Origin of the sequence: Curtobacterium sp. MCBD17_019 (genome assembly GCF_003234555.1) — a bacterium.
GTDB lineage: Bacteria > Actinomycetota > Actinomycetes > Actinomycetales > Microbacteriaceae > Curtobacterium.
In genome coordinates this window covers 286,330-307,222 of the sequence record NZ_QKTT01000001.1, presented here as the reverse complement: position 1 = coordinate 307,222, position 20,893 = coordinate 286,330, and the positions used below count along the sequence as shown (strand labels likewise).

17 protein-coding genes and 1 tRNA gene are annotated in these 20,893 nt (G+C 72.2%); 6 read left to right on the top strand and 12 right to left on the bottom strand.

From position 1 onward, the window contains the following. Positions 1 to 76 precede the first annotated feature (76 nt). Together pnuC and DEI82_RS01445 are read left to right on the top strand one after the other, a co-directional pair. Positions 77 to 742 (top strand): nicotinamide riboside transporter PnuC, encoded by a 666-nt coding sequence (pnuC, locus tag DEI82_RS01450; protein ID WP_111010218.1) that lies wholly within the window; start codon positions 77 to 79, stop codon positions 740 to 742. 110 nt (positions 743 to 852) lie between these two features. Further along, positions 853 to 2,160, top strand: a complete 1,308-nt coding sequence (locus DEI82_RS01445) for a GNAT family N-acetyltransferase (protein WP_111035555.1) — start codon at positions 853 to 855, stop codon at positions 2,158 to 2,160. Positions 2,161 to 2,488: 328 nt separating this feature from the next. Here DEI82_RS01445 and DEI82_RS01440 read toward each other — a convergent pair whose 3' ends face one another. Further along, positions 2,489 to 3,874 carry a sugar porter family MFS transporter gene (locus DEI82_RS01440; protein WP_220035646.1) on the bottom strand — a complete coding sequence of 462 codons (1,386 nt, stop codon included), beginning with the start codon at positions 3,872 to 3,874 and terminating at the stop codon, positions 2,489 to 2,491. Between the two features lie 501 nt (positions 3,875 to 4,375). Here DEI82_RS01440 and DEI82_RS01435 point away from each other — a divergent pair. Together DEI82_RS01435 and DEI82_RS01430 are read left to right on the top strand one after the other, a co-directional pair. Beyond that, positions 4,376 to 5,872, top strand: a complete 1,497-nt coding sequence (locus DEI82_RS01435) for a glycoside hydrolase family 6 protein (RefSeq protein WP_181435063.1) — start codon at positions 4,376 to 4,378, stop codon at positions 5,870 to 5,872. Positions 5,873 to 5,943: 71 nt separating this feature from the next. Beyond that, positions 5,944 to 6,609 (top strand): DUF4232 domain-containing protein, encoded by a 666-nt coding sequence (locus DEI82_RS01430; RefSeq protein ID WP_146242795.1) that lies wholly within the window; start codon positions 5,944 to 5,946, stop codon positions 6,607 to 6,609. 51 nt (positions 6,610 to 6,660) lie between these two features. Here the strand turns inward: DEI82_RS01430 and DEI82_RS16355 are convergent, their stop codons facing one another. From DEI82_RS16355 to DEI82_RS01385, 10 genes are all read right to left on the bottom strand, one after another. Further along, a complete protein-coding gene (locus DEI82_RS16355) occupies positions 6,661 to 7,851 on the bottom strand; it encodes a M20 family metallopeptidase (protein WP_220037216.1) in 1,191 nt (396 codons plus the stop codon). Beyond that, positions 7,848 to 8,876 (bottom strand): ketopantoate reductase family protein, encoded by a 1,029-nt coding sequence (locus tag DEI82_RS16350; protein WP_220037215.1) that lies wholly within the window; start codon positions 8,874 to 8,876, stop codon positions 7,848 to 7,850. The genes DEI82_RS16355 and DEI82_RS16350 overlap by 4 nt, the downstream gene beginning before the upstream one ends. Continuing rightward, positions 8,873 to 9,706, bottom strand: coding sequence for an SDR family NAD(P)-dependent oxidoreductase (locus DEI82_RS01420; RefSeq protein WP_111013843.1), 834 nt, complete (start codon positions 9,704 to 9,706; stop codon positions 8,873 to 8,875). Before DEI82_RS01420 ends, DEI82_RS16350 begins: the two co-directional genes overlap by 4 nt. After that, the gene (locus DEI82_RS01415; protein ID WP_220037214.1) at positions 9,703 to 11,064 is read right to left on the bottom strand and encodes an MFS transporter; all 1,362 of its coding nucleotides are present in this window, start codon (positions 11,062 to 11,064) and stop codon (positions 9,703 to 9,705) included. The genes DEI82_RS01420 and DEI82_RS01415 overlap by 4 nt, the downstream gene beginning before the upstream one ends. 88 nt (positions 11,065 to 11,152) lie before the next feature. Beyond that, positions 11,153 to 12,067 (bottom strand): polysaccharide deacetylase, encoded by a 915-nt coding sequence (locus DEI82_RS01410; RefSeq protein WP_111035552.1) that lies wholly within the window; start codon positions 12,065 to 12,067, stop codon positions 11,153 to 11,155. Positions 12,068 to 12,133: 66 nt separating this feature from the next. Next, positions 12,134 to 13,234 carry an Lrp/AsnC family transcriptional regulator gene (locus tag DEI82_RS01405; protein ID WP_111035551.1) on the bottom strand — a complete coding sequence of 367 codons (1,101 nt, stop codon included), beginning with the start codon at positions 13,232 to 13,234 and terminating at the stop codon, positions 12,134 to 12,136. A gap of 354 nt (positions 13,235 to 13,588) precedes the next feature. Continuing rightward, positions 13,589 to 13,661, bottom strand: a tRNA-Arg gene (locus tag DEI82_RS01400). A gap of 161 nt (positions 13,662 to 13,822) precedes the next feature. After that, positions 13,823 to 14,608, bottom strand: coding sequence for a dienelactone hydrolase family protein (locus tag DEI82_RS01395; RefSeq protein ID WP_111035550.1), 786 nt, complete (start codon positions 14,606 to 14,608; stop codon positions 13,823 to 13,825). A 22-nt stretch (positions 14,609 to 14,630) separates the two neighbouring features. Continuing rightward, entirely contained in the window at positions 14,631 to 16,007 is a 1,377-nt protein-coding gene (locus DEI82_RS01390; protein WP_111035549.1) for a glucose-6-phosphate dehydrogenase, read from the bottom strand. 111 nt (positions 16,008 to 16,118) lie between these two features. Further along, on the bottom strand, positions 16,119 to 16,901 hold the full coding sequence (locus tag DEI82_RS01385; protein WP_111035548.1) for an SDR family NAD(P)-dependent oxidoreductase: 783 nt from the start codon (positions 16,899 to 16,901) through the stop codon (positions 16,119 to 16,121). A gap of 156 nt (positions 16,902 to 17,057) precedes the next feature. Between DEI82_RS01385 and DEI82_RS01380 the strand changes: the two genes are divergently transcribed. Next, positions 17,058 to 18,224 carry a Gfo/Idh/MocA family protein gene (locus tag DEI82_RS01380; protein ID WP_111013849.1) on the top strand — a complete coding sequence of 389 codons (1,167 nt, stop codon included), beginning with the start codon at positions 17,058 to 17,060 and terminating at the stop codon, positions 18,222 to 18,224. Then, positions 18,221 to 19,159: a sugar phosphate isomerase/epimerase gene (locus tag DEI82_RS01375; RefSeq protein WP_111035547.1), complete on the top strand. Its 939-nt coding sequence runs from the start codon at positions 18,221 to 18,223 to the stop codon at positions 19,157 to 19,159. Before DEI82_RS01380 ends, DEI82_RS01375 begins: the two co-directional genes overlap by 4 nt. Here DEI82_RS01375 and DEI82_RS01370 read toward each other — a convergent pair. Next, on the bottom strand, positions 19,128 to 20,846 hold the full coding sequence (locus DEI82_RS01370; RefSeq protein ID WP_111035616.1) for a 5-oxoprolinase/urea amidolyase family protein: 1,719 nt from the start codon (positions 20,844 to 20,846) through the stop codon (positions 19,128 to 19,130). The genes DEI82_RS01375 and DEI82_RS01370 overlap by 32 nt on opposite strands. Positions 20,847 to 20,893: the final 47 nt, after the last annotated feature.

Below are 20,893 nucleotides of genomic sequence, written 5' to 3'. Positions count from 1 at the left end.
TCCCGGAATGCGCCGACGCTGGATGCGGTTGCATGGACCGGTGCGGTCCCGATCCGTGGACCCGGAGTGGAGCAACATGGCGTTCCTGCGGTGGCTGTTCGACGCGCAGCTCGTCATCGGCGACCAGACCGTGCTGTGGCGCGAGATCGTCGGCAACGTGTTCGGCCTGCTCAGCGCGCTCGGCGGCATGCGCCGTCGGGTGTGGGCCTGGCCCGTCGGCATCGTCGGCAACGCGCTGCTGTTCACGGTGTTCATGGGCGCGGTGTTCGACACCCCGAACCCCGTCAACCTGCTCGGTCAGGCCGGGCGACAGATCATGTTCATCGTGGTGTCCGTGTACGGGTGGTGGCGGTGGACGCGGCGTCCCGAGCCCGGCGACGCCGTCGTCGAGCCGCGGTGGGCCTCGTGGCGGACGCGCGCCCTGCTCGCTGTCGGCATGGTCGGCGGGACGCTCGTGCTCACCCCGATCTTCCGGGCGCTGGGATCCTACGAGCCCGTCTGGAGCGACGCGTGGATCTTCGTCGGGTCGCTCCTGGCCACCTACGGCATGGCGAAGGGCTGGGTCGAGTTCTGGCTGATCTGGGTGGCGGTCGACGTCGTCGGCGTTCCCCTGCTGTTCTCGGCCGGCTACTACGCCTCAGGTCTCATGTACGTGTTCTACGGGGTGTTCACGCTCACCGGGTTCTTCGTGTGGCGGCGCACCCGGACGAAGCCGCCGGCAGCGCCGGTGACGGTCGGCTGACCGCGCCGCCCCTCGGCGAGATCGCAGTCGTCGCCGCTCTGACGGATCCCAGAACGGCAACGACTGCGATCCCGCGGAAGGGGGCAGAGGCCGGTCGGTAGCGTGGGCACGTGGACCAGAGCAGCTTCGACGACCGCTACACCATCCGCCGGTTCGCGCCCGGCCTGACGCCCGAGGGCACGGCCGACGCGCAGACCACCGCGTTCTTCGCGAGCGTCGACGCCGGGTTCCACGAACCCGAGGTGGCCCCCGAGCGCCTCGGGCGGATGATCCGGCACGTCATCGAGGACCGCGCCGAGCTGCTCGCCGTCCACCGGCGCGACCCCATGCCCGACTCGCTCGACGTCGACGCGCCCGTGGGCACGTTCGGCAGTCTCCCGAAGCACCTGAGCTGGGGCGACGGCACCGAGATCGACACCTTCGCGATCGCGTCGGTGACGGTCCGCCCGTCCGAACGCCGGCGCGGGGTCCTGCGGCGCATGATGACCGACTCCCTGCACCGCGCGGCGGACGATGGGTACCCGCTCGCGAGCCTCACCGCGAGCGAGGGCACGATCTACCGCCGGTTCGGGTTCGGCGCCGCCATCCGCGAGCGGACGATCGAGGTCGACCGGTCCGCGGCGCTCCCGCTGCTCGTGCCGGCCGTGGGCGAGGTCGCCCCGGTCGACACCGCCGTCCTGGCCCGGGGACTCGCCCGCCAGGTGTACGAGCGGTTCCACGCGCGGACCCCGGGCTCGATGACCCGGAACGAGGGCACCTGGAACCCGCTGCTCGGTCGGCAGGGCGACGGTGAGCCGAACCGGGCGGTGCGCGCGGTCGTGCACCGGCCCTCCCGGTCGGAGCCCGTCGACGGCTACGTGACGTACAAGGCGGAGCAGACGGAGCGGCACGCGGTGCGGCTCGAGATCGTCGACCTCGTCGCCGCGACGGACGAGGCGTACATCGCGCTCTGGCACCACCTGCTCGCCGTCGACCTCGTGCGCGTGGTCCGGTACGGGACGGCCCGCGTCGACGACCCGGTCCTCCACGTGCTCGCCGACGACCGTGCGCTGTCCACCGTGTTCGAGGAGGACCACGTCTGGTTCCGCGTGCTCGACCCGGTGGCGACGTTCGCGTCCCGCCCGTTCGCGGTGGACGGCACGGTGACGATCGGCGTCCACGACGCACTCGGGTTCTCGGACGGGACGCTGCGGTTGTCGGTGGTCCAGGGCCGTGCGACGGTCGAACGGACCGCGGGCGGACAGGACGAGGCCGACGTCGAACTCGACGTCGCGGAACTCGGCGCACTCGTGCTCGGCGCGGTGGACGTCGGCACGCTCGTCGCCGCCGGCCTCGTCCGTGCGGAAGCCGGGTCGGCCGCGCGGCTCCGCGCCATGCTCGTCCCCATCCGGACCCCCCACCAGATCGCCTACTTCTGACCCCGGCGACGGACGGGAACGCTCCGCGCAACCCCTTGTCTCCGGACCTGGACACACGTACAGTGCGCTGTTGGGACGGTGAATGCGGAACTCGAACAGTTCCGGGTCGGCGTCTCACCGACAACCACAGACGTTCCTCGCGGCCGATCGGGTCGCGAAGGCCGACCATCCCCGTTCCGGTCGGCGCCTCCCGTGTCCCTGGACCACCAGCAGGACACGGCGGCGAACGGCGGGTGTCCTCCCGTGACCCGAAGCGGGAGGACACCCGATCCTCGGCGTCGGACGGGAGGAGCGGTGCGGGTCCGCACCGCTCCTCCCGTCGCCGGTCCTACGCCTCCTCGAGCTGGCGCTCGATGTCCTCGAGGCTCCGACCCTTGGTCTCCGGCAGGATCTTCCACATCGTGATCGTGCCCGCGATCGCGAAGACCGCGAACGCCCAGAACAGGGTCGTGGCGCTGAGGCCCGAGATCACGCTGAGGACCACGAGCGAGATGATCAGGTCGAGGCCCCAGTGGGTGACCGTGCCGAAGGACTGCGCCTTGCCACGGACCCGGTTGGGCAGGACCTCGCTGTTGACGAGCCAGATCGCGATGCCGAGGCTCGCGGCGAACACGCCCTCGTAGATCATGAGGCCGATGACGAGGAGCACGCCGACCGTCGACGACTGCGGGAACAGGTAGAGCGCACCGATCGCGGCGAGCGCGATGGCGACGATCAGGGTCCCGCCGATGAGGAGCCAGCGGCGGCCGAGGAAGTCGACGAGCAGCAGTCCGATCAGGGTGAACAGCAGGAATGCCCCGCCGATGCCGACCGAGCTGAGGATCGCGGACGAGTCCCCGAATCCGGCGGACTTCAGCATGGTGGGCGCGTAGTAGAGGATCGCGTTGACGCCGGACAGCTGGTTCGTGGCCGCGACGACGACGCCGATCACGATGCCGCGACGGACACCGCGGGTCCGGAACAGCGACCGGTAGCTGACCGCGTGCTCGGACTTGATCGCGCCGGTGATGTCACCGAGCTCCGCCGCGGCCTCGGCCACGGTGGACCGGATGCGCTCGAGGACGGCGCGGGCGTCGTCGACCCGGCCCTTCGCGGCGAGCCAGCGCGGGCTCTCGGGCAGCGGCAGGAGGCCGACCAGCATGACGACGGCCGGCACGGCGGCGAGGCCGATCATCCAACGCCAACCCTCGATCGGGGCGAACGCGTAGCCGACCAGGTAGGACACGAAGATGCCGAGCGCCACGAACAGCTGGTTGAACGACACGAGGCGGCCACGGATGCGGGCCGGGGCGATCTCGGCGATGTACATCGGCACGACGAGCGAGGACGACCCGACGCTCAGGCCGAGCAGGAACCGCGACACGTAGATGAGCGGGAGCCAGCCGATGAGCGAGCTGCCGAGCGCGCCGACGATGTAGATCGCGGCGAGCAGGATCAGGGTGCGGCGTCGACCGAGGCGGTCGACCACCGGACCACCGCCCATGACGCCGATCACGGCGCCGGCGAGCAGGATCGCCACGAAGAACTGTTGTCCGAACTCACCGAGGTGGTACTCGGGCGCCACGTACAGCAGCGCGGCCGACACGATGCCCGTGTCGTAGCCGAACAGGAACCCTCCGAGCCCTGCGATCACCGAGGCCCACACCACGATCCCCCTGCGGTGGTGCCCGGTCGTCCTGCGGGCGTCCCGCGCGGTCATCTCCGTCGATGTCATCACAACTCCGTCGTCATCCCATCCGCCGAGTCCGGTTGGCTCGGCGGCCCGGTCGAGTGTACGTCGAGGTGAGCGCTCACAGTGAGCGCTCACTCGTCGTTTCGAACGCTGACGGCGAACGTGACCGGCGATGGGCCGTTCGACGCAGCGTTCTGTCCAGAGCACGCCGGGACGGCTGCGTGGTCGTTCAGCCGGGCCGCCACAACCGTCCGTCATGGGGCGGCGCGCCGGGTCAGGACGTACGCGGCCACCGGGACATCACGGCGTCGATCCCCGCCGCTCGCGCCGGGGGTGGCGGTCGACCCCCGTTCTGGGGCAGAACCACCCCCCGAACGGAGGCTCCCCCGACACCGGGAGCAGGAGCGATCCTCGATGTCGGCCAGGGGCCGGACCGCTGATCAGGAGCGGCCCGGCCACCGCTCCGGCCGACTCCCCACGCCCTCCCCCCACCACGGAGCACCAGTGTCGAACCCCTGTGCGCCGCGTCTCCGGCGCGCCCTCGTGTCCAACGTCCGCACGGTCGTCGCCCTCCTCGCGGTCGTCGTGGCCGTCCTCGCGGCGGCACTCGCCCGCCCGGGCGCCGCGTCGGCGGCGACCACCTACACGGGCTACGTCCGCTACGCCTCGGCGCCCGCCGAGGTGATCGGCAAGACCGCCGCGGGCTACCGCCTGCTCACGCCGGCCGAGGCCGCCGCCGTGCCGCCGGACGCCGTCACGTACCTGGTGAACACACAGTTCCTCCGGGTCGGGACCACCGGCCCGATCTACAAGGTGTCGAGCGACGTCGTCAGCACCGTCACCACGGCGCAGTGGACGGCCCAGGGCACGCCGACGCCACGCATCGTCGACCGGGTCCCGGCGATGGAGTACTCGAGCTACGCGTCGAACCCCTCCGAGATCATCGTGCGCACCCCGGTCGGGGTCTGGCGGCACGCCACGGCCGCCGAGACCGCGAGCATCCCGGCATCGTCCGTGACGTACCGAGCCGACACGTACTACCTGAGCAGCGTCGGGTCATCGCAGGTGGTCAAGCGGGTCGCTGGGGTGAGCACACCGATCACGACCGCACAGTGGCGGGCCGAGGGCTCCCCCACGCCGATGGTGCCCCCGGTGCCGAGCGTCGGCACGGACCCCTTCACCACCGCCGCGCCCTACGTCGACCCCGACTACCCCTCCGTCGCCGCCGCTGCGGCGCTCCGGGCCAGCGGCGACACCACCGACGCCGCGGTGCTCGACCGGATCAGCGCGCACGGCGGCACGCGGTGGCTCGGGAGCGGCAACACGATCGCGACCGTCGCCGCCACCACGTCCGCGTACGTCGGAGCCGCCGTCGCCGCGGGCCGCACCGGGACGCTCGTGGTCTACGGGATCCCCGGCCGCGACTGCGGGAGCTACTCGGCCGGGGGCTTCTCGGCGACGGACTACCCGAGGTGGATCGCCCAGATCGCCGCGGGCATCGCGCACCGACGGGTCGCCGTCGTGCTCGAACCCGATGCGCTGCTGCAACTCGGCCGATGCCCCGACGTGCAAGGTGACCGCACGGGCCTCCTGCGCGCTGCGGCGACAACCCTGACCGCCGCGGGCGCCACCGTCTACCTCGACGCCGGGACGAGCAACTCCGGCGTCGACACCGCGACGATGGTGTCCCGCCTCCTCGCCGCCGGCGTGCAGGGCGTGCGCGGGTTCGCCGTGAACGTGTCGAACTACAAGTCGACGAGCGACGTCCAGGCCTACGCCGACGAGGTCTCCCGACTGCTCGGCGGCGCGCACTACGTCATCGACACGTCGCGCAACGGCAACGGCTCCGACGGCGAGTGGTGCAACGCCCGGGGACGCGCGATCGGCCAGGCACCGGCGGCGAGCAGCCACGGCAACGAGGACGCCGCGTTGTGGATCAAGACCGTCGGGGCCTCCGACGGCACGTGCAACGGTGGACCGGCCGCGGGGACCTGGTGGAACACCATCGCGCTCGAGCTCGCGCGGAACGCCGGGTACTGACGTATCGATTCCGCATCGGAGCCTCCGAGTCGCATCGTGGTGCGTTCCAGGCCGGCGCTAGGGTCGGCCTGGTGAAGACGACGACGATGGTGCTCACGTCCGCGACCGCCCTGGCCGCGGTGATCGCCCTGACCGGCTGCGCCGGCTCGGGCAGCGGCTCCGACCGACCGACGGTCACGGCCACGCGGACCGCCACGGCGACCACGACCGCGACCGCCAGCCCGTCGGTCGCCGCCGGCGGGAGCGGCACCGGTGGGAGCGGCACCGGAGACTCGGACGGCTCGACCTCGGCCGCCGGCGGCCGCTGCACCACGGATCGGCTCAGCGGAGGGACCGCGGAAGGCACCGGCGGTGCGGCCGGCAGCGTCGGCATCGTCCTGACGCTGACGAACACCGGCACCACGCCGTGCACCCTGCAGGGCTGGCCTGGCGTGTCCTTCGTCGGCGGCGGGGACGGCGAGCAGATCGGCGCGCCGGCCGAGCTCGACCGGACCTCCGAGCACGACACCGTCACCCTCGGGCCGGGAGCGCAGGGACAGGTCGCGCTCAAGATCACCCAGGCCGCCGCGTACGACGCCGCCGAGTGCTCGCCGCAGCCGGCCGACGGGTTCCGGGTCTACCCGCCCGGGTCGAAGACGTCGCTGTTCATCAAGGACACGGCGTACACCGCCTGCGCATCGGGCACCGTGCACCTGCTGACGACGGGCGCGGTCGTGGTCGGGCCCGCCCACCCCTGACACCGGCGGACGGGAGGCCCGGCCTCCCGTCCGCCGTCCTGCTCGCGGGACTCAGCGGCGCAGGTCGGTCCCACTCGCCAGGTCGACGAGGACGCCCGCCGCGAGTGCGGTCCGCTCCACCATGCCCTGCACGCTCGCCCACTCGTGCCGCGCGTGCGCTCCGTCACCGACGGCGCCCAGTCCGTCGAGCACGGCGCGACCGAGCGCAGAGGCGAAGTTCCCGTCACTGGCGCCGCCCACCGCCGTCTCCTGGACCGTCAGCCCCATGCCGCGGGCGACCGACTCAGCACGTGCGAACAGGGCGACGTTGGCCTCGGTGCGCTCCATGACCGGTCGGTTCCACCCACCGTGGACGGTGATCGTCGCCAGTGGGTCCTCCGGGGTGAGCGCCGCGAGCACGCCGTCGATCCTGTCCGCCTCCTCGGACGACGAGACGCGGACGTCGAGCGCCGCGGACGCGTGTCCCGCACGGACGTTGGGACGGGTCCCGCCCGCGACGACACCGACGTTGCAGCTCGTCCCGGCCTCGAGGTCCGTCGCGCCGTGGAGCGTCAGCACGACCCGGGCGAGCTCGTCCACCGCGCTCGCCCCGGCGCGGGGGTCGAGTCCCGCGTGCGCCTCGACGCCGGTGATCTCGATGTCGAACAGCCCGACGCCCTTCCGGGCGGTCTTCAGTGCGCCGTGCTCTCCGGCGGACGCCTCGAACACCAGCACGGGCCCGTCGGTGCGCCGGACCGTGTCCTCGATGACGGTGCGGGAGCCCTTGCTGCCGACCTCCTCGTCGCCGTTGAGCAACAGGCGGATGTTCGGACGCGGGAGTGCGGCGGCGTCCACCGCACGGATCGCCCAGGCGAGCTGCACCAGTCCGGCCTTCATGTCGTAGACCCCGGGTCCGGTCATCCGGTCGCCGTCCACGGCGGCAGGACGCGCAGCGATGGTCCCGGCGGCCCACACGGTGTCGTAGTGACAGAGCGCGGTGACCCACACGTCGGAGCCGAGCGGCGCCTCCAGGTCGAGTACCGCGACGTCACCGTGGCCGTCGGTCGGGTGCACGGTGCGAGCAGTGGGAGCGCCGACCGTCTCGCCGAGCCACTGCTCGACCCACGCGAGGCCCTCCGCGAGGAGCGCCGGCGCGTCCGAGGGCGTCTCGATCCCGACGTACGCCAGGACGTCGCCCACCATCGCGTCGCGGTGCCCGGCGACCCAGTCGAGCAGGTCGGTGGTCGTCCCGGTGGCGGTCATCGCGCCTCCCCGACCGTCGACGGCGCGAGCGCGGCGATCGCGGCCTCGTCCATCGCACTCTCGCCCTCCTCGAGGCGCACGATCGCGGTGATGAGCGCCTCGATCGCGGGCAGCGCGACGCCCTGCGCGGCACCCATCTCGACGACCGGGCGGTAGTGCGCCGGCACCTCGGTCCGCCGGTGCCGGACGGCGATGTCCCGCCAGATGCCGGACCGCGTCTTCGACTGCGTGGCGAGCCAGGCGACGAGGTCGTCGAGGGCACGCTCGGTGGTCGCCGGATCGGCACCGGAACGGAACGCCTGCGGGTCGAACGCGTCGAACGGCTCGAGTGCGATCCCCCGGCCGTCCGCGACGTCGAACACCTCGCGCGCCAGCGTCGTCATGACGGCGCGGTTGCGGTCGATGAGGTCGCTCATGTCGTCGTCCGCGAGCGCGGTGGCCGTGAGCATCGCGCCGAAGCCGAGCTTCGACCAGAGGAAGCCCTCGACGTTGGCGGACACGACCGGGCTCCCCCAGTGCGCCAGATCGGCGGCCAGGTCGCGCACGCGGTCACTCGTCCCGCCGGCGAACTCGCCGAGGGCCATGCCCCCGTGGCCGCCGTCCTTGACGACCCCCGGCTCCATCACGTCCGCGAAGAGGTCGACGAAGGCGATGACGGTCCGGTCGACACCGACGTGCCCGGCGATGGTGGCCTCGTTGAGTCCGTTCTGGAGCGACGCCACGAACCCGTCCGAGCGGAGCCGCGGTGCGATCCAGGCGGCAGCCGCATCGGTGGCGAGCGCCTTGACGGCGAGCAGGACCCGGCCGAGCTCGTCGGGCGCGTCCTCGAGCGTGTACGCGGGCACGTGCGCGGTCGTCGCCCCGTCGGGCGTGAGCAGGGTGAGCCCGCGCTCACGGATCGCTGCCACGTGGGCGGGATCGGCGTCGACGAGCTGGACCGGGACGCCCGCGGCGTCGAGGTGCACGGCGAGGGTGCCCCCGATCGCGCCGGCGCCGACGATCGTGGTGGTGCGGTCGGTGGTCATGCGGATGTCTCCTCTCGGATGGGCTGGTCGTCCGTGTCGGCACGCGCGTCGACCGGGTCCCAACTCAGGGGCAGTGCGTGGGCTCCGGTCGACGATCCGCCGTCGACCCGGAGGATCGAGCCGGTCACCCACTCGGCCGCCGTGTCGTCGGCCAGCCAGACCACGGCGTTCGCGATGTCGGTCGGGCGGCCTCGACGACCGAGCGGGTTGGCGGACACCGCTGCGGCGTACTCGTCGGTGACACGGTTGACGTCGCTGTCCACGTCGACGAACCCGGGCGCGACCGCGTTGACGCGGATGCCGGCGGCGCCGAGCTCGAGTGCGGAGGCACGGGTCACCATCTCCAGCGCGGCCTTCGACGTGCTGTACGGGGCCGCGCCGGGACGCGCACGCAGCGCAGAACCGGACGAGATGTTCACGACGCACGGCCGCGTCCCCGCCGTCTCGGCCCGCCGCGCGAGCGCGACGGTGGCGAGGAGCGGGGCGCGGACGTTGACCGCCTGGACCGCGTCCCACGTGGCCGCGTCGAGCTGGAGGAACGGGGTCGCCGGGTAGACGCCCGCCGCGTTGACGAGCACGTCGACGACCGCCCGGTCCCATGCCCTGTCGACGACCGCGGCGGGCGCGTCGGGTTCGCGGAGGTCCGCGGTGATGGTGACCACCGCCTCCCGACCGAGTGCGGCGACCGACGCGACCGACGCGGACGCCGCATCGAGCGGCTCGGCGCGGAGGTCGACCATGGTCACGAGCGCGCCGTCGGTCGCGAACCGGGTCGCGACCGCGAGACCGATGCCGCTCGCGGCGCCGGTCACGAGCACGTGCCGCGTCACTTGAGGACCTTGCCCTTGGTCTCGGGCATGGTCAGGTAGACGACCAGTCCGATCGCCGCGGCGATCGCGCAGTAGACCCAGACGACGTGACCGAGACCCGCGCCGCTCATCCAGGTGGTGATGTACGGCGCGGTTCCGCCGAAGATCGCGACGGCCAACGCGTACGGCAGGCCGATCCCGGTGGCTCTCACCTCGGGCGGGAACTGCTCCGCCATGATCACGGCGCAGTTCGCCGAGTAGCCGAGCAACAGCACGATCCCGATCACCTCGACGAGGACGAGCATCCAGAACGATCCGTTCAGCATCGTGAACGCCGGCCAGGCGAACACGAGGAACCCGGCGGCGAAGATCGACATCGTCGGCTTCCGTCCGATCTTGTCGGACAGGAGACCCGCGAACGGCAGGAGCACCAGGAACACGACCATCGCGATCACGTTGGCCAGGAGCGCCTCGTTGAGCGGCAGGCCCGTCGTGACGGCGGCGTAGGTGGGCATGTACGAGACCCACATGTAGTACAGGAGCGTGCCCGCGATCGTGACGCCGAACACCCGTGCCGTGGCACCGGGGTGGTCGCGGAACATCGCGACGATCGGGTTGCGGCGCCGGACCTCCCCGGCCTCGTCGTCGCGGCGCTGGGTGGTGAACGAGTCGGTCTCCTCGACACTCGTGCGCAGCCAGATCCCGACGAGCCCGATCGCGGCGCAGAACACGAAGGCGGCGCGCCAACCCCAGGCGTCGAGGGCGCTCGCCGAGAACGTCGAGGTGATGATCGCGCCGATGCCGGATGCGACGAGCACCCCCGCCCCGACGGAGACCTGCTGCCACGAGCCCGCGAACGCCCGGCGGCGCGGTGCCGCGGACTCGACCAGGAACGCCGAGGAGGAGCCGAACTCGCCACCGGCCGAGAACCCCTGGACGAGCCGGGCCAGCAGCAGCACGATCGGCGCGCCGATCCCGATCACCGAGTAGCTCGGCGTGACGCCGATCACCAGGGACGCGGCCGCCATCAACCCGATGGTGAGCATGAGGCCCTTCTTGCGCCCGTGGCGGTCCGCGAAGGCCCCGAGCACCGCCGCACCCACCGGGCGCATCACGAACCCGACCGCGAACACCGCGAGCGTCGCCAGGAGCGCGGCGGCGTCGTCACCGGACGGGAAGAAGTGGTGCGAGAAGACGGACGAGAACGTCGTGTAGACGGACCAGTCGATCCACTCGACGACGTTGCCGATGCCGCCGGCGAGGATCGCCTTGCGGCCACGGCGGGACAGCTTCGTGTCACTCGTCGCGACGGGCGGGGGTGTGCTGGTCGCCGTCGGTGCGTTGGGCAGCGCTGCTGCGGGGGTTGCGTCCTGGGTCACGATGACCCCTTCTGGTCGGTGGAACGGGACGGGGTGGATGGGCGGGTGGAGCGGTACGCGGTCGACGGGCGGGGTGCTCGCCGGCGACTCAGTCGGTCAGGCCGGGCGCCACGTGCGCGGCGAGGTCGGCGTGTGTGGCGAACCAGACGTCGTCGTGCGTGCGGATGTGGGCGAGCAGCTCGTCGAGCACGAGCAGCCGCGATCGGTGCCCGATGAAGTGGGGGTGCATGGTCAGCTGGAACACACCACCGGCCGCGTACGCGGCGTCGAACTCGTCACGCCAGATCCGGCCCACCTCGCGCGGCGGCGTGTACGGCCGGAGGGACTGGAACCGCTCCATCATCAGGTACGGAGCGTCGTCACGGATCCAGTCCACTGGGATCTCCACGATGCCGGTGCGCTCACCGTCCTGCAGGATCTCGTAGGGGTCGTCGTCCGCCATCAAGGACGAGTCGTACGTGAATCCCAGCTCGCGGACGACGTCGAGCGTCGAGTCCGAGAAGTCCCAGGACGGCGTTCGGATGCCCGTCGGGCGCACACCCGTCTGCGACTCGAGCACCTCCATCGCACGTCCGAGCAGATCGAGCTCGTCGTCGTGCGCCAGCAGCGTGTTCCGCTCGTGGATCCAGCCGTGCACCGCGACCTCGTGGCCGTGCTCGACGTACGTCGGGGCCTCGTCCGGACGCAGCAGCGCGCAGACCGCCGGCATGTAGAACGACGAGGGCGCCTCGTACCGGTCGAGCAGTTCGAGGATGCGTGGCACTGCTGCACGGGCCCCGTACTCCCCTTGCGCCATGCGCCCGGGTGACGTCTCGCCGTCGCGGAGTGCCGGGGTCTCGTGATCCGAATCGAACGAGATCGCCACCGCGACGCGTGCCCCGTCCGGCCAGCGACCGGGGCCCGCTGCGGGCAGGAGGCTGCGGCCGGCCCGCACCCGCTCCACGTGGCCGCGCCAGACCTCCTCGGACCAGCGCCAGGGCTCCTGCTGCTCGATCTCGCTCATGGGGTCACTCCTCGTCGGGTGGGTTGGTCGGAGCGGCGACCCCGGTCGGGGCCGCCGCGGTGCCGGTCATGTCAGCACGGGGGCCTGCGCGTCGTCGGCGTCGACGAACCGGCCGTCCTCGATGCGGCGCCACATGCGCTTCCTGGTGGTCAGTTGCACGGTGACGTCGACCTCGCGGACACCCGGCAGCGCTCCGAGCACGTCCGTGGCGAAGGTGTAGACCGCGGCGAAGTCCCGGAGGAACGCTTGGCCGATGAGGTTGTACCGTCCGAGGGTCGCGGCCGCGTAGTGCACGGCGGGGTGCTGGGCGAGCTGTCGTGCGGCCGCACCGAGCAGGTCCGGCGCCACCGAGATCCAGACCATGAGCTCGGTGCCCAGGCCGAGCAGCGCCGGCGCGACCAGTGGTCCGACGCGGACCCGCCCGGAGGCGATGAGCTGCTCGAGCGCGCGACGCGTGGCGGTCTCGGTTCGATCGAGGTGCCGCGCGAGGTCGTTCAGCGGCGTCCGCCCATCACGGACGAGAGCGCCGACCATCGCGCGCTCGAGCGGCGTCGCGGCGACCTCGGTGGGGAGTACCCCGTCATCGGCGCCGAGGTCCGGAGCAGGCGCGTTGGCCGTCGCGCTCAGGGGCATCGGGAGGGACTTCCCCGGAAACACCGTGAAGGGTGCCGTGAACGTGCGGAGCACGGGCAACGCCTCGGTCTCGACATCACCGTCCGGCGCGATGTCGGCGAGCAGGGGTCCGATGTCCGCGATCCGCTCGACCACGAGCTCGGCGACGCAGTCCGCAGTGCCGGTCAGCGTGGCGAGGAACCGGACCTCGGGGCGGCTCTGCAGCCGTGCGACGAGATCGGTCGTCCGGCTCGCGCCACAGCGCATCCGGACCATCGCCGACACCCCGAACCCGGCTGCGAGCACGTCGGTCGCGGCGATGATCCGGACGAAGCCCAGCACGTTCAGGCGACCGACCCGCCGCTGTGCTGTCGATGCCGAGCATCCGGATGCCTCGCCCAGGGCGGCCCAGGAAGCGCGACCGTCCGCAGCGAGCGCTGTCAGGAGCGCGAGGTCGATCGGATCGGGCGTCCCAGCGCTGCCGTCGGCCGGAGTGCCATCGGTGTCCCCCGCGGCCGGTGGCCGAACGGACCCGCGATCACTCGAACTCGTCATACGGCGACGGTAATCCGTCACGGAAGCGGCGTCCAGTGCTGAAATCGGTCACGGCAAGGCTGTAACACAGAGTTTTCACGCGCAGGGCCGGACCGATGCGCGCGGATACCGCCGATCAGCGAGGCCGTCGTCCAGCGGGCGGCCTCCTCGCGTGGCCGTCCCGGCTCCGGTCGAGGACCGCTGCGCACGGACTGCGGACGGCAGCCGCTCTCGAGCAGCGCGGACGCGGCGGCCGCTGGGCGTCGCCACCAGGACGTTCGACGCGACGTCGCTCCGGTTCCGAGATCACCGGGACAACGAAGAACGCCCCGGCGATGCCGGGGCGTTCTCGTTCACTGCTGTCTCAACACAGTGTGCGCTCGAAGGGACTCGAACCCCCAACCTTCTGATCCGTAGTCAGATGCTCTATCCATTGAGCTACGAGCGCAGTGGCCGAACGGCCGTGGAAGACTCTACCAGGCTCGGGACCCGGCGCGCCAATCGGGGCACGGGACCCGGGGCACGGGACCCGGCGCGCCGATCGAGGCGCGAACGGGTGGTGCCAGCGCGGCGCCGGACGGAGGCACGCCGCACCTCCCGCCCGGACGGTCAGGCCGCGAGCTGCTCCGGACCGAACACCTCGGTCAGGAAGTCCTCGAGCGCACGCCAGGAGCGGCGGTCGGCGAGCGCCTGGTACTGCGCGCCGTGGTCGGGCGCGTCCGTACCGGGGACGGCGAACGCGTGCATCGCGTTCGCGTACGACACGAGCTGCCAGTCGACGTGCGGCGCCGCGCGCATCTCGTCCTGCCACGCGTGGACCTTGTCGTCCCCGACCATCGGATCGGCAGCACCGGTCAGCACCAGGAGCTTCGCCCGGATGTCGCCGGCGTCGGACGGATCGTGGGTGATCAGACCGCCGTGGAACGACACCGCCCCCACGAGGTCCGCACCGGTCCGAGCGAGTTCCAGGGCCGTGGAGCCGCCGAAGCAGTAGCCCATGACCACCACGCGCGAGGGGTCGACCTGCGGGTCCTCGAGCAGGCGGTCGAGTCCGGCACGAGCACGGGCACGCAGGAGCCCGAGGTCCTGGTAGAAGCTGCCGGCGACCTCTCCGGCCTCTGCTCCGGTCGGGCGCACGCCCTTGCCGTAGATGTCGGCCGCGAACGCGACGTAGCCGAGGCGGGCCAGCATCGTGACGCGGGCCTCGACATGTTCGTTCACGCCGTGCCAGTCATGGACGACGATCACGGCGGGACGCCGACCGGTGAGGTTCGCGTCCTTCGCGAGGATGCCCTCGAGCGGCGTGCCGTCGTGGTCGTACTCGACGATGCCGGTGCGGACGTCGGCCCCGGCGGGCTCGGGAACGGTGTTCAGGATGTCTTGGATGGTTGCCACGCGTCCGACCGTACGCCCGGGATCAGTGGAGCAGGTTGTCCCAGTTCGACGGACCGTGCGAACCGGCCGGGTACTCGTCGATCGGGCTCTCGCCGTTGCGCCAGGCGTCGATGACCGGCTGGACGATGCGCCAGCACTGCACCGCGCTGTCACCGCGCACCGAGAGCGTGGCGTCGCCCTCGAGCACACCGGCGAGGACCTCGCCGTACGCCGTGAGTCGGCCCGGGTTGAACTTCGTCTCGAGCTTCGCGCGGTCGACGACGTACGGGTCGCCGGGACCGTTGACGTTGAGTTCGAGGCTCATCTCGTCGGGGGCGATCCAGATGCGGAGCCGGTCCTGCTCGTGCTCGCCACCGACGCCGTCCGGCACGTGCGGCGAGGGGCGGAAGTTGATGACGATCTCGCGCCGCGGTTCACCCAGGGCCTTGCCGGAGCGGAGGGTGAACGGAACGCCCGCCCACCGCCAGTTCGCGACCTCGACGGTCATCTGCGCCAGGGTCTCGGTCTGGTTCGCCGGGTCGACACCGTCCTCGTCGACGTACGACGGCAGCTGGCGGTCTCCGACGGTACCGGCGGTGTACCGGGCGCGCTTGCCGGCGGTCGCCGGGTCGTCACCCCACGGCTTGACGGCGCGGAAGACGAGCTGCTTCTGCGTGCGGAGGTCGTCGGCGTCGAGCGTGGCGGGGGCCTCCATCGCGACGACCGCGAGCACCTGCAGCAGGTGGCTCTGGATCATGTCCGTGAGCGCGCCGGCGTGGTCGTAGTACCGCGCGCGGTTCTCGAGGCCCAGGGTCTCGTCGTAGATGATGTCGACGCTCTCGACGTGGGTGGACGACAGCAGGGGCTCGATGATCCGGTTCGAGAACCGCAGGCCCAGGAGGTTGAGCACCGTCGAGCGGCCGAGGAAGTGGTCGACGCGGTGGATGCGCTCCTCGGGGATGAACGAGTGGAGGAGCTCGTTGAGCTTCTCGGCGCTCGCGGCGTCGGTGCCGAACGGCTTCTCCATCGCGAGCCGCACACCGTCGGGCAGGTCCATGCCCTTGAGCTGTTCGCACGCCTGCTCGGTGATCGCCGGCGGCAGGGCGAAGTAGATCGCCGGCGCGTGCGAGCACTGTGCCAGGAGCTCGCCGAGGTCGTCCGCGCTCGTGACGTCCGTCTTCCGGTAGTGGCTGGCCGCGATGATCTGCTCGAAGCGGTCGCCGGAGCACTCGGCGCTCGAGAAGGACTCGCGGACGCGCTGCTTCCAGTCCTCGTCCGAGAGCTCGTCGACGCCCGCGCCGATGAGCTCGATGTCCCAGTCCTGCTTGACGTCGAGGAGTGTGGCGAGGCCGGGCAGCAGGAGCCGCTTCGTCAGGTCGCCGCTGGCACCGAGGATGAGGAGGGTGGTCTGGATCGCCATGGCTCCGAACGTACCGACGCACCGCTGATCCGGTTCCGACCGCCGCCCGAACTGTGGAACCTCGAACGGGCCTCCCGGCTGTCGAGGACCGGACGCGGTCGCGACCGGTGGTCAGCCGACGACGTGCGCCTGGCCGGTCGACGCCGTGGTGCCTCCGTCGACCGGCAACGTGACGCCCGTGATGTAGCGGGCGTCGTCGCTGGCGAGGAAGAGGAACGCCGGCGCGACGTCCTCGGGTTCGCCGATGCGTCCGAGCGCGGTCCGCTGGGCGTGTGGGACGACCACGTCCGGGTCGGCGAAGTGCTCCGCGTTCGCCGCCGTACGGGTCAGGGCCGGCGCCACCGCGTTGACGCGGATGCCGCGCGCCCCGAGGTCGAGCGCCAGCGACTGCATGAGCGTCGTCATGGCGCCCTTCGTGGCGTTGTAGACGGCCTGGCGCCAGTCCCCCCGGAGCCCGGACGCGCTGGTCGTGAACAGGATGACGCCCCGCGCCCGCTCGAGGTGCGGGAGCGCTTCCTGCACGAGGTGCACGGTGCCGTCGAGGTTCGTCGCGACCATGGCGCGGTAGTCGCCCTCACCGAGTTCGTCGATCTCGCCCGCCGTGTAGGCGGCCGCGTTGCTGACCACGACGTCGATCCGACCGAAGCGATCGGCGGCGATCGCGACGAGGTCGGCCACGCTCTCGCGGTCGGTCACGTCGGTGGGCACCGCGATGACGTGCTCGGCCGGCGCGCCCTCGGCGGTCTCGGCGAGTGCGTCCTCGCGCCGTCCGGCGAGGACCACGTTGCAGCCCTGACCGATGAACGCGCGCGCGATCGCCTGCCCGATCCCGGAGCCCGCACCCGTCACGATCACGGTCCGACCCTGCAGCTGGTAGTCCCCGGACACCGTCATCGTTCCTCCACACTCGTCCGCCGAGAACGACCGTCCACCACACGGGGCGGCCAGCGGCACCTGTTGGGGCCCGACGTTACGCTCGGCGGCGAGTCCTTGAACGTGGCCGTGCGTCACCAATACGCTCACTCCGGAACCGAGGAACGCAGAGCATCCATGAACACACCCCCGCTGCGCGTCGCCGTCATCGGCACGGGCATGATCGCGACCGTCCACGTACGATCGGCGCGCGCCGCCGGTGCCGTGGTCACCGGGGTCCTCGGACGCACTCCCGAACGCTCGGCACAGGTCGCCGAGCACCTCGGGCTCCCGCGCGGCTACGCCGACCTCGACGAGCTCCTCGCCGACGCACCCGACGTCGTGCACGTGTGCACCCCGAACGACCAGCACCACCCGCAGACGATGGCGATCATCGCGGCGGGGATCCACGTGGTGTGCGAGAAGCCCCTGGCGGTCGACGCCGCACAGGCCGACGAGCTCACGGCCGCCGCCGAGCGTGCCGGTGTCGTCGCGACCGTCCCGTTCGTCTACCGCTTCCACCCGATCGTGCGCGAGATCCGGTCGCGGATCGCCGGCGGCGATCTCGGACGCGTGCTCGCGATCCACGGCTCGTACCTGCAGGACTGGATGCTCGACGAGGGCTCGTCGAGCTGGCGGGTCGACGCCGGAGCGGGCGGTGTGTCGCGCGCCTTCGCCGACATCGGGTCGCACTGGTGTGACCTCGTCGAGTTCGTCACCGGCGAGCGATTCGCGACCGTGACGGCCACGGCCGACATCGTCTACCCCACGCGCCCGGCGTCGTCGGGGCCGTCCTTCTCCGGCGCCCCCTACCCCGATCCGGTGCCGGGAGGCGCGGTGCCCGTCGCGCAGGCCCCCGTCACCACCGAGGACACCGCGGTGGCCACCTTCCGCACGACCCACGGCCGGATCGGGAACGTCGTCGTGTCGCAGGTCGCGGCCGGACGCAAGAACCGCCTGTGGTTCGAGGTCGACGGCACCCGCTCGAGTGCCGCGTTCGACCAGGAGCAACCGGAGTCCGCCTGGTTCGGCACCGAGACCGGCGCCACGATCCTCGTGCGCGACCCCTCGCAGGGGTCGCCCGACCAGCGGCGGTTGGCCGTCGTGCCATCGGGTCACCCGCAGGGGTACCTCGACGCGTTCACGGCGTTCGTCGGCGACACCTACGCCGCCGTCCGTGCCTCACGGGACGGCGGCGTGTGGCCGGAGGGCCTGCCCACGTTCGCGGACGGCGCGCGCGCCGCCCACGTCATCGACGCCGTCGTCGCCAGTGCCGGTGACGGAGCCTGGAAGGACATCGCATGAAGCTCGGGATGCTCACGGCCTGCCTGCCCGGATGGGACCTCGGCCGGATCGCGGAGTTCGCGGCCGCTCAGGGGTACGAGCGACTCGAGGTCGCCGTGTGGCCGAACGTCGGCGGCCGCGACTTCGAGGCCTCGCACCTGCCCGTCGCGACGTTCACCGACGAGGACGCCAGCGCCACCGAGGACCTGATGGCCCGCACGGGACTCGAGATCAGCGCGCTCGCCTACTACGAGAACAACCTGCACCAGGACCCCGAGCGTCGTGACGCGGTCCGGACCCACCTCAAGCACGCGATCGACGCGGCGCAGCGGCTCGGCGTCCCCTACGTGGGCACGTTCATCGGCCGCGACAACAGCAAGAGCGTGCGCGAGAACATGGCGGAGGGCGACCGCGTGCTGCCCGAGCTCGTGGACTACGCGGGCGAGCGCGACGTCAAGCTCATCATCGAGAACTGCGTCATGGAGGGCTGGCACCCGGACGGCTACCCGGGGAACATCGCCTACAGCCCGGAGCTGTGGGAGTGGGTGACGGGCCTCGGGTTCGGCCTGAACTGGGACCCGTCGCACCTGACGTGGATCGGCATCGACCCGGTCGAGACGATCCTGCCGTTCGCGGAGCACATCGTGCACGCGCAGGCGAAGGACGTCGAACTGTTCCCGGCGCGGCGCGACCGCTACGGCTTCTTCGGGCTCGTCGACAAGGGCGACGACCCGTGGGACATGGGGTGGTGGCGCTTCCGCGTGCCCGGTCGTGGCGTGGTCGACTGGTCGCACGTCGTCGATCGCCTGTACGAGGCCGGGTTCACGGGCACGCTGTCGGTCGAGCACGAAGACCCGCTGTGGAGTGGCACGGACGACAAGGTGCTCGAGGGGCTCCGGATCGCGCACCGGACGTTACGTCCGCTCATCGCCGAAGAGCACTCGCCGTCGGTGTGAACCGGATCGCGCCGCCGACCGGTACCTGCGCGACGAGCCCGAGGTCCTCGGGCACGACGACGCCGACCACGGGGTAGCCGCCCGTGACGGGGTGGTCGGCGAGGAACACGACCGGTCGACCCTCGGGTGGCACCTGGATCGCCCCGGGTACCGCCGCCTCGCTCGGCAGCTCGCCGCCCACGCTCCGCGCGAGTGCGTGCGTGCCCGCGTCGAGCCGCACCCCGACACGGTTCGAGCGTGGCGTCACCCGCCAGACGACCGCGTGCAGGGCGTCGACACCCCCGTCGATCCAGTCGTCGCGGGGTCCGGGCACGAACCGGACGTCGACCACGTCCTCGACGGTCGGGAGGACCGGGCCCGGTTCCGCCGCGTCGGCCACCGCCGCCGCCGTGTCCGACCCGATGGGCAGGACGTCGCCGGCCCGGAGCGGTGCCGGCCCGAGACCGGACAGCACGTCGGTCGCGCGTGATCCGAGCACGGGCGGCAGGTCGAGTCCACCGAGGACGGCGAGGGTCGCGACGGCCCCGGTCGTCGGCGCACCGAGCACCAGGACCTCACGGTCGTGCAGCGCGAACGGACGGTCGGGCTCGATCGGCACCGCCCAGCGCGCGGGCTCGTCGTCGCCCGGGAGCAGCACCGATCGCTCGTCGAGCGTCCCTTCCGCCGCGGGCAGGACCTCGATCGCGCCGACGCCGCCCGTGACCGCCAGGACGAGCTCGCCACGAGCCCGCACGGTGAGCCCTCCCCCGACGTGCTCGACCGCCGCGGCGCCCGCCGCGTTCCCGACGAGACGGTTCGCGCGACGGTGGGCGACGCGATCGAGCGCACCGGAGCGGGTGACGCCGAGGGCCGCGCGGCCCGGTCTGCCGAGGTCCTGCACGGTGCTGAGCAGCCCGGGCGACAGGACCTCGAGGCCTCGCCTGGGAGCGGTCGGACGTGACGGCTCCGTCGGAGCGGGTCGGGCCTCCCGACCGACGGCGGTCGGGCGTGCGGCCGGGGACACTGCGGCGGATGACGCAGCGGCGGATGACGCAGCTGCGGATGACGCCGCGTGGACCGCGCGGAACCGGACGCGCATGCCCGGACGGAGCAGGGCCTCCGCCCCGATCCGATGGGGGTCCCACATCACCAGGTCGGTGTGCCCGAGCAGATGCCAGCCGCCGGGGCTCGGCCGCGGGTAGATGCCGCTGTGGCCGCCCGCGATCGCGACGGAACCGGCGGGGATCGCCGTGCGCGGACTGCTGCGCCGCGGCAGGTCGAGGACCGTGTCGCCTCCGACCAGGTAGGCGAACCCCGGCGCGAACCCGGTGAACGCGACCGAGTACTCCGGCGCGGTGTGCCGGCGGACGACCTCGTCCACGCTCAGCCCGGTGCGGTCGGCGACGTGGTCGAGGTCCTCGCCGTCGTAGACCACTGGCACCTCGACGAGACCGTCGGCGGCGGGCGGCGGCGCGTCGAGCGGTACGCCGCCCAGCGCGGCGGCGATCGCGTCGGCGGTCGTGGCGCCCGGTGCGAAGCGGACGGCGACGGTCCGCGCGGCGGGCACCAGTTCGGCCACCCCGGGCAGGTCGAGCGTCCGGAGCGCGGCGTGCAGGGCGAGCGCGGCGGCCGTGTCGGGGACCTCGACGAGCACGCCGTCGACGCCGAGGCGCAGCACCCGGGGCGCCCGGGCGCCGGAGTCGGTCACGCGCCCGGACCCGCTCTCGCCCTCTGGGCCGGTCACGCCGCCGGTCG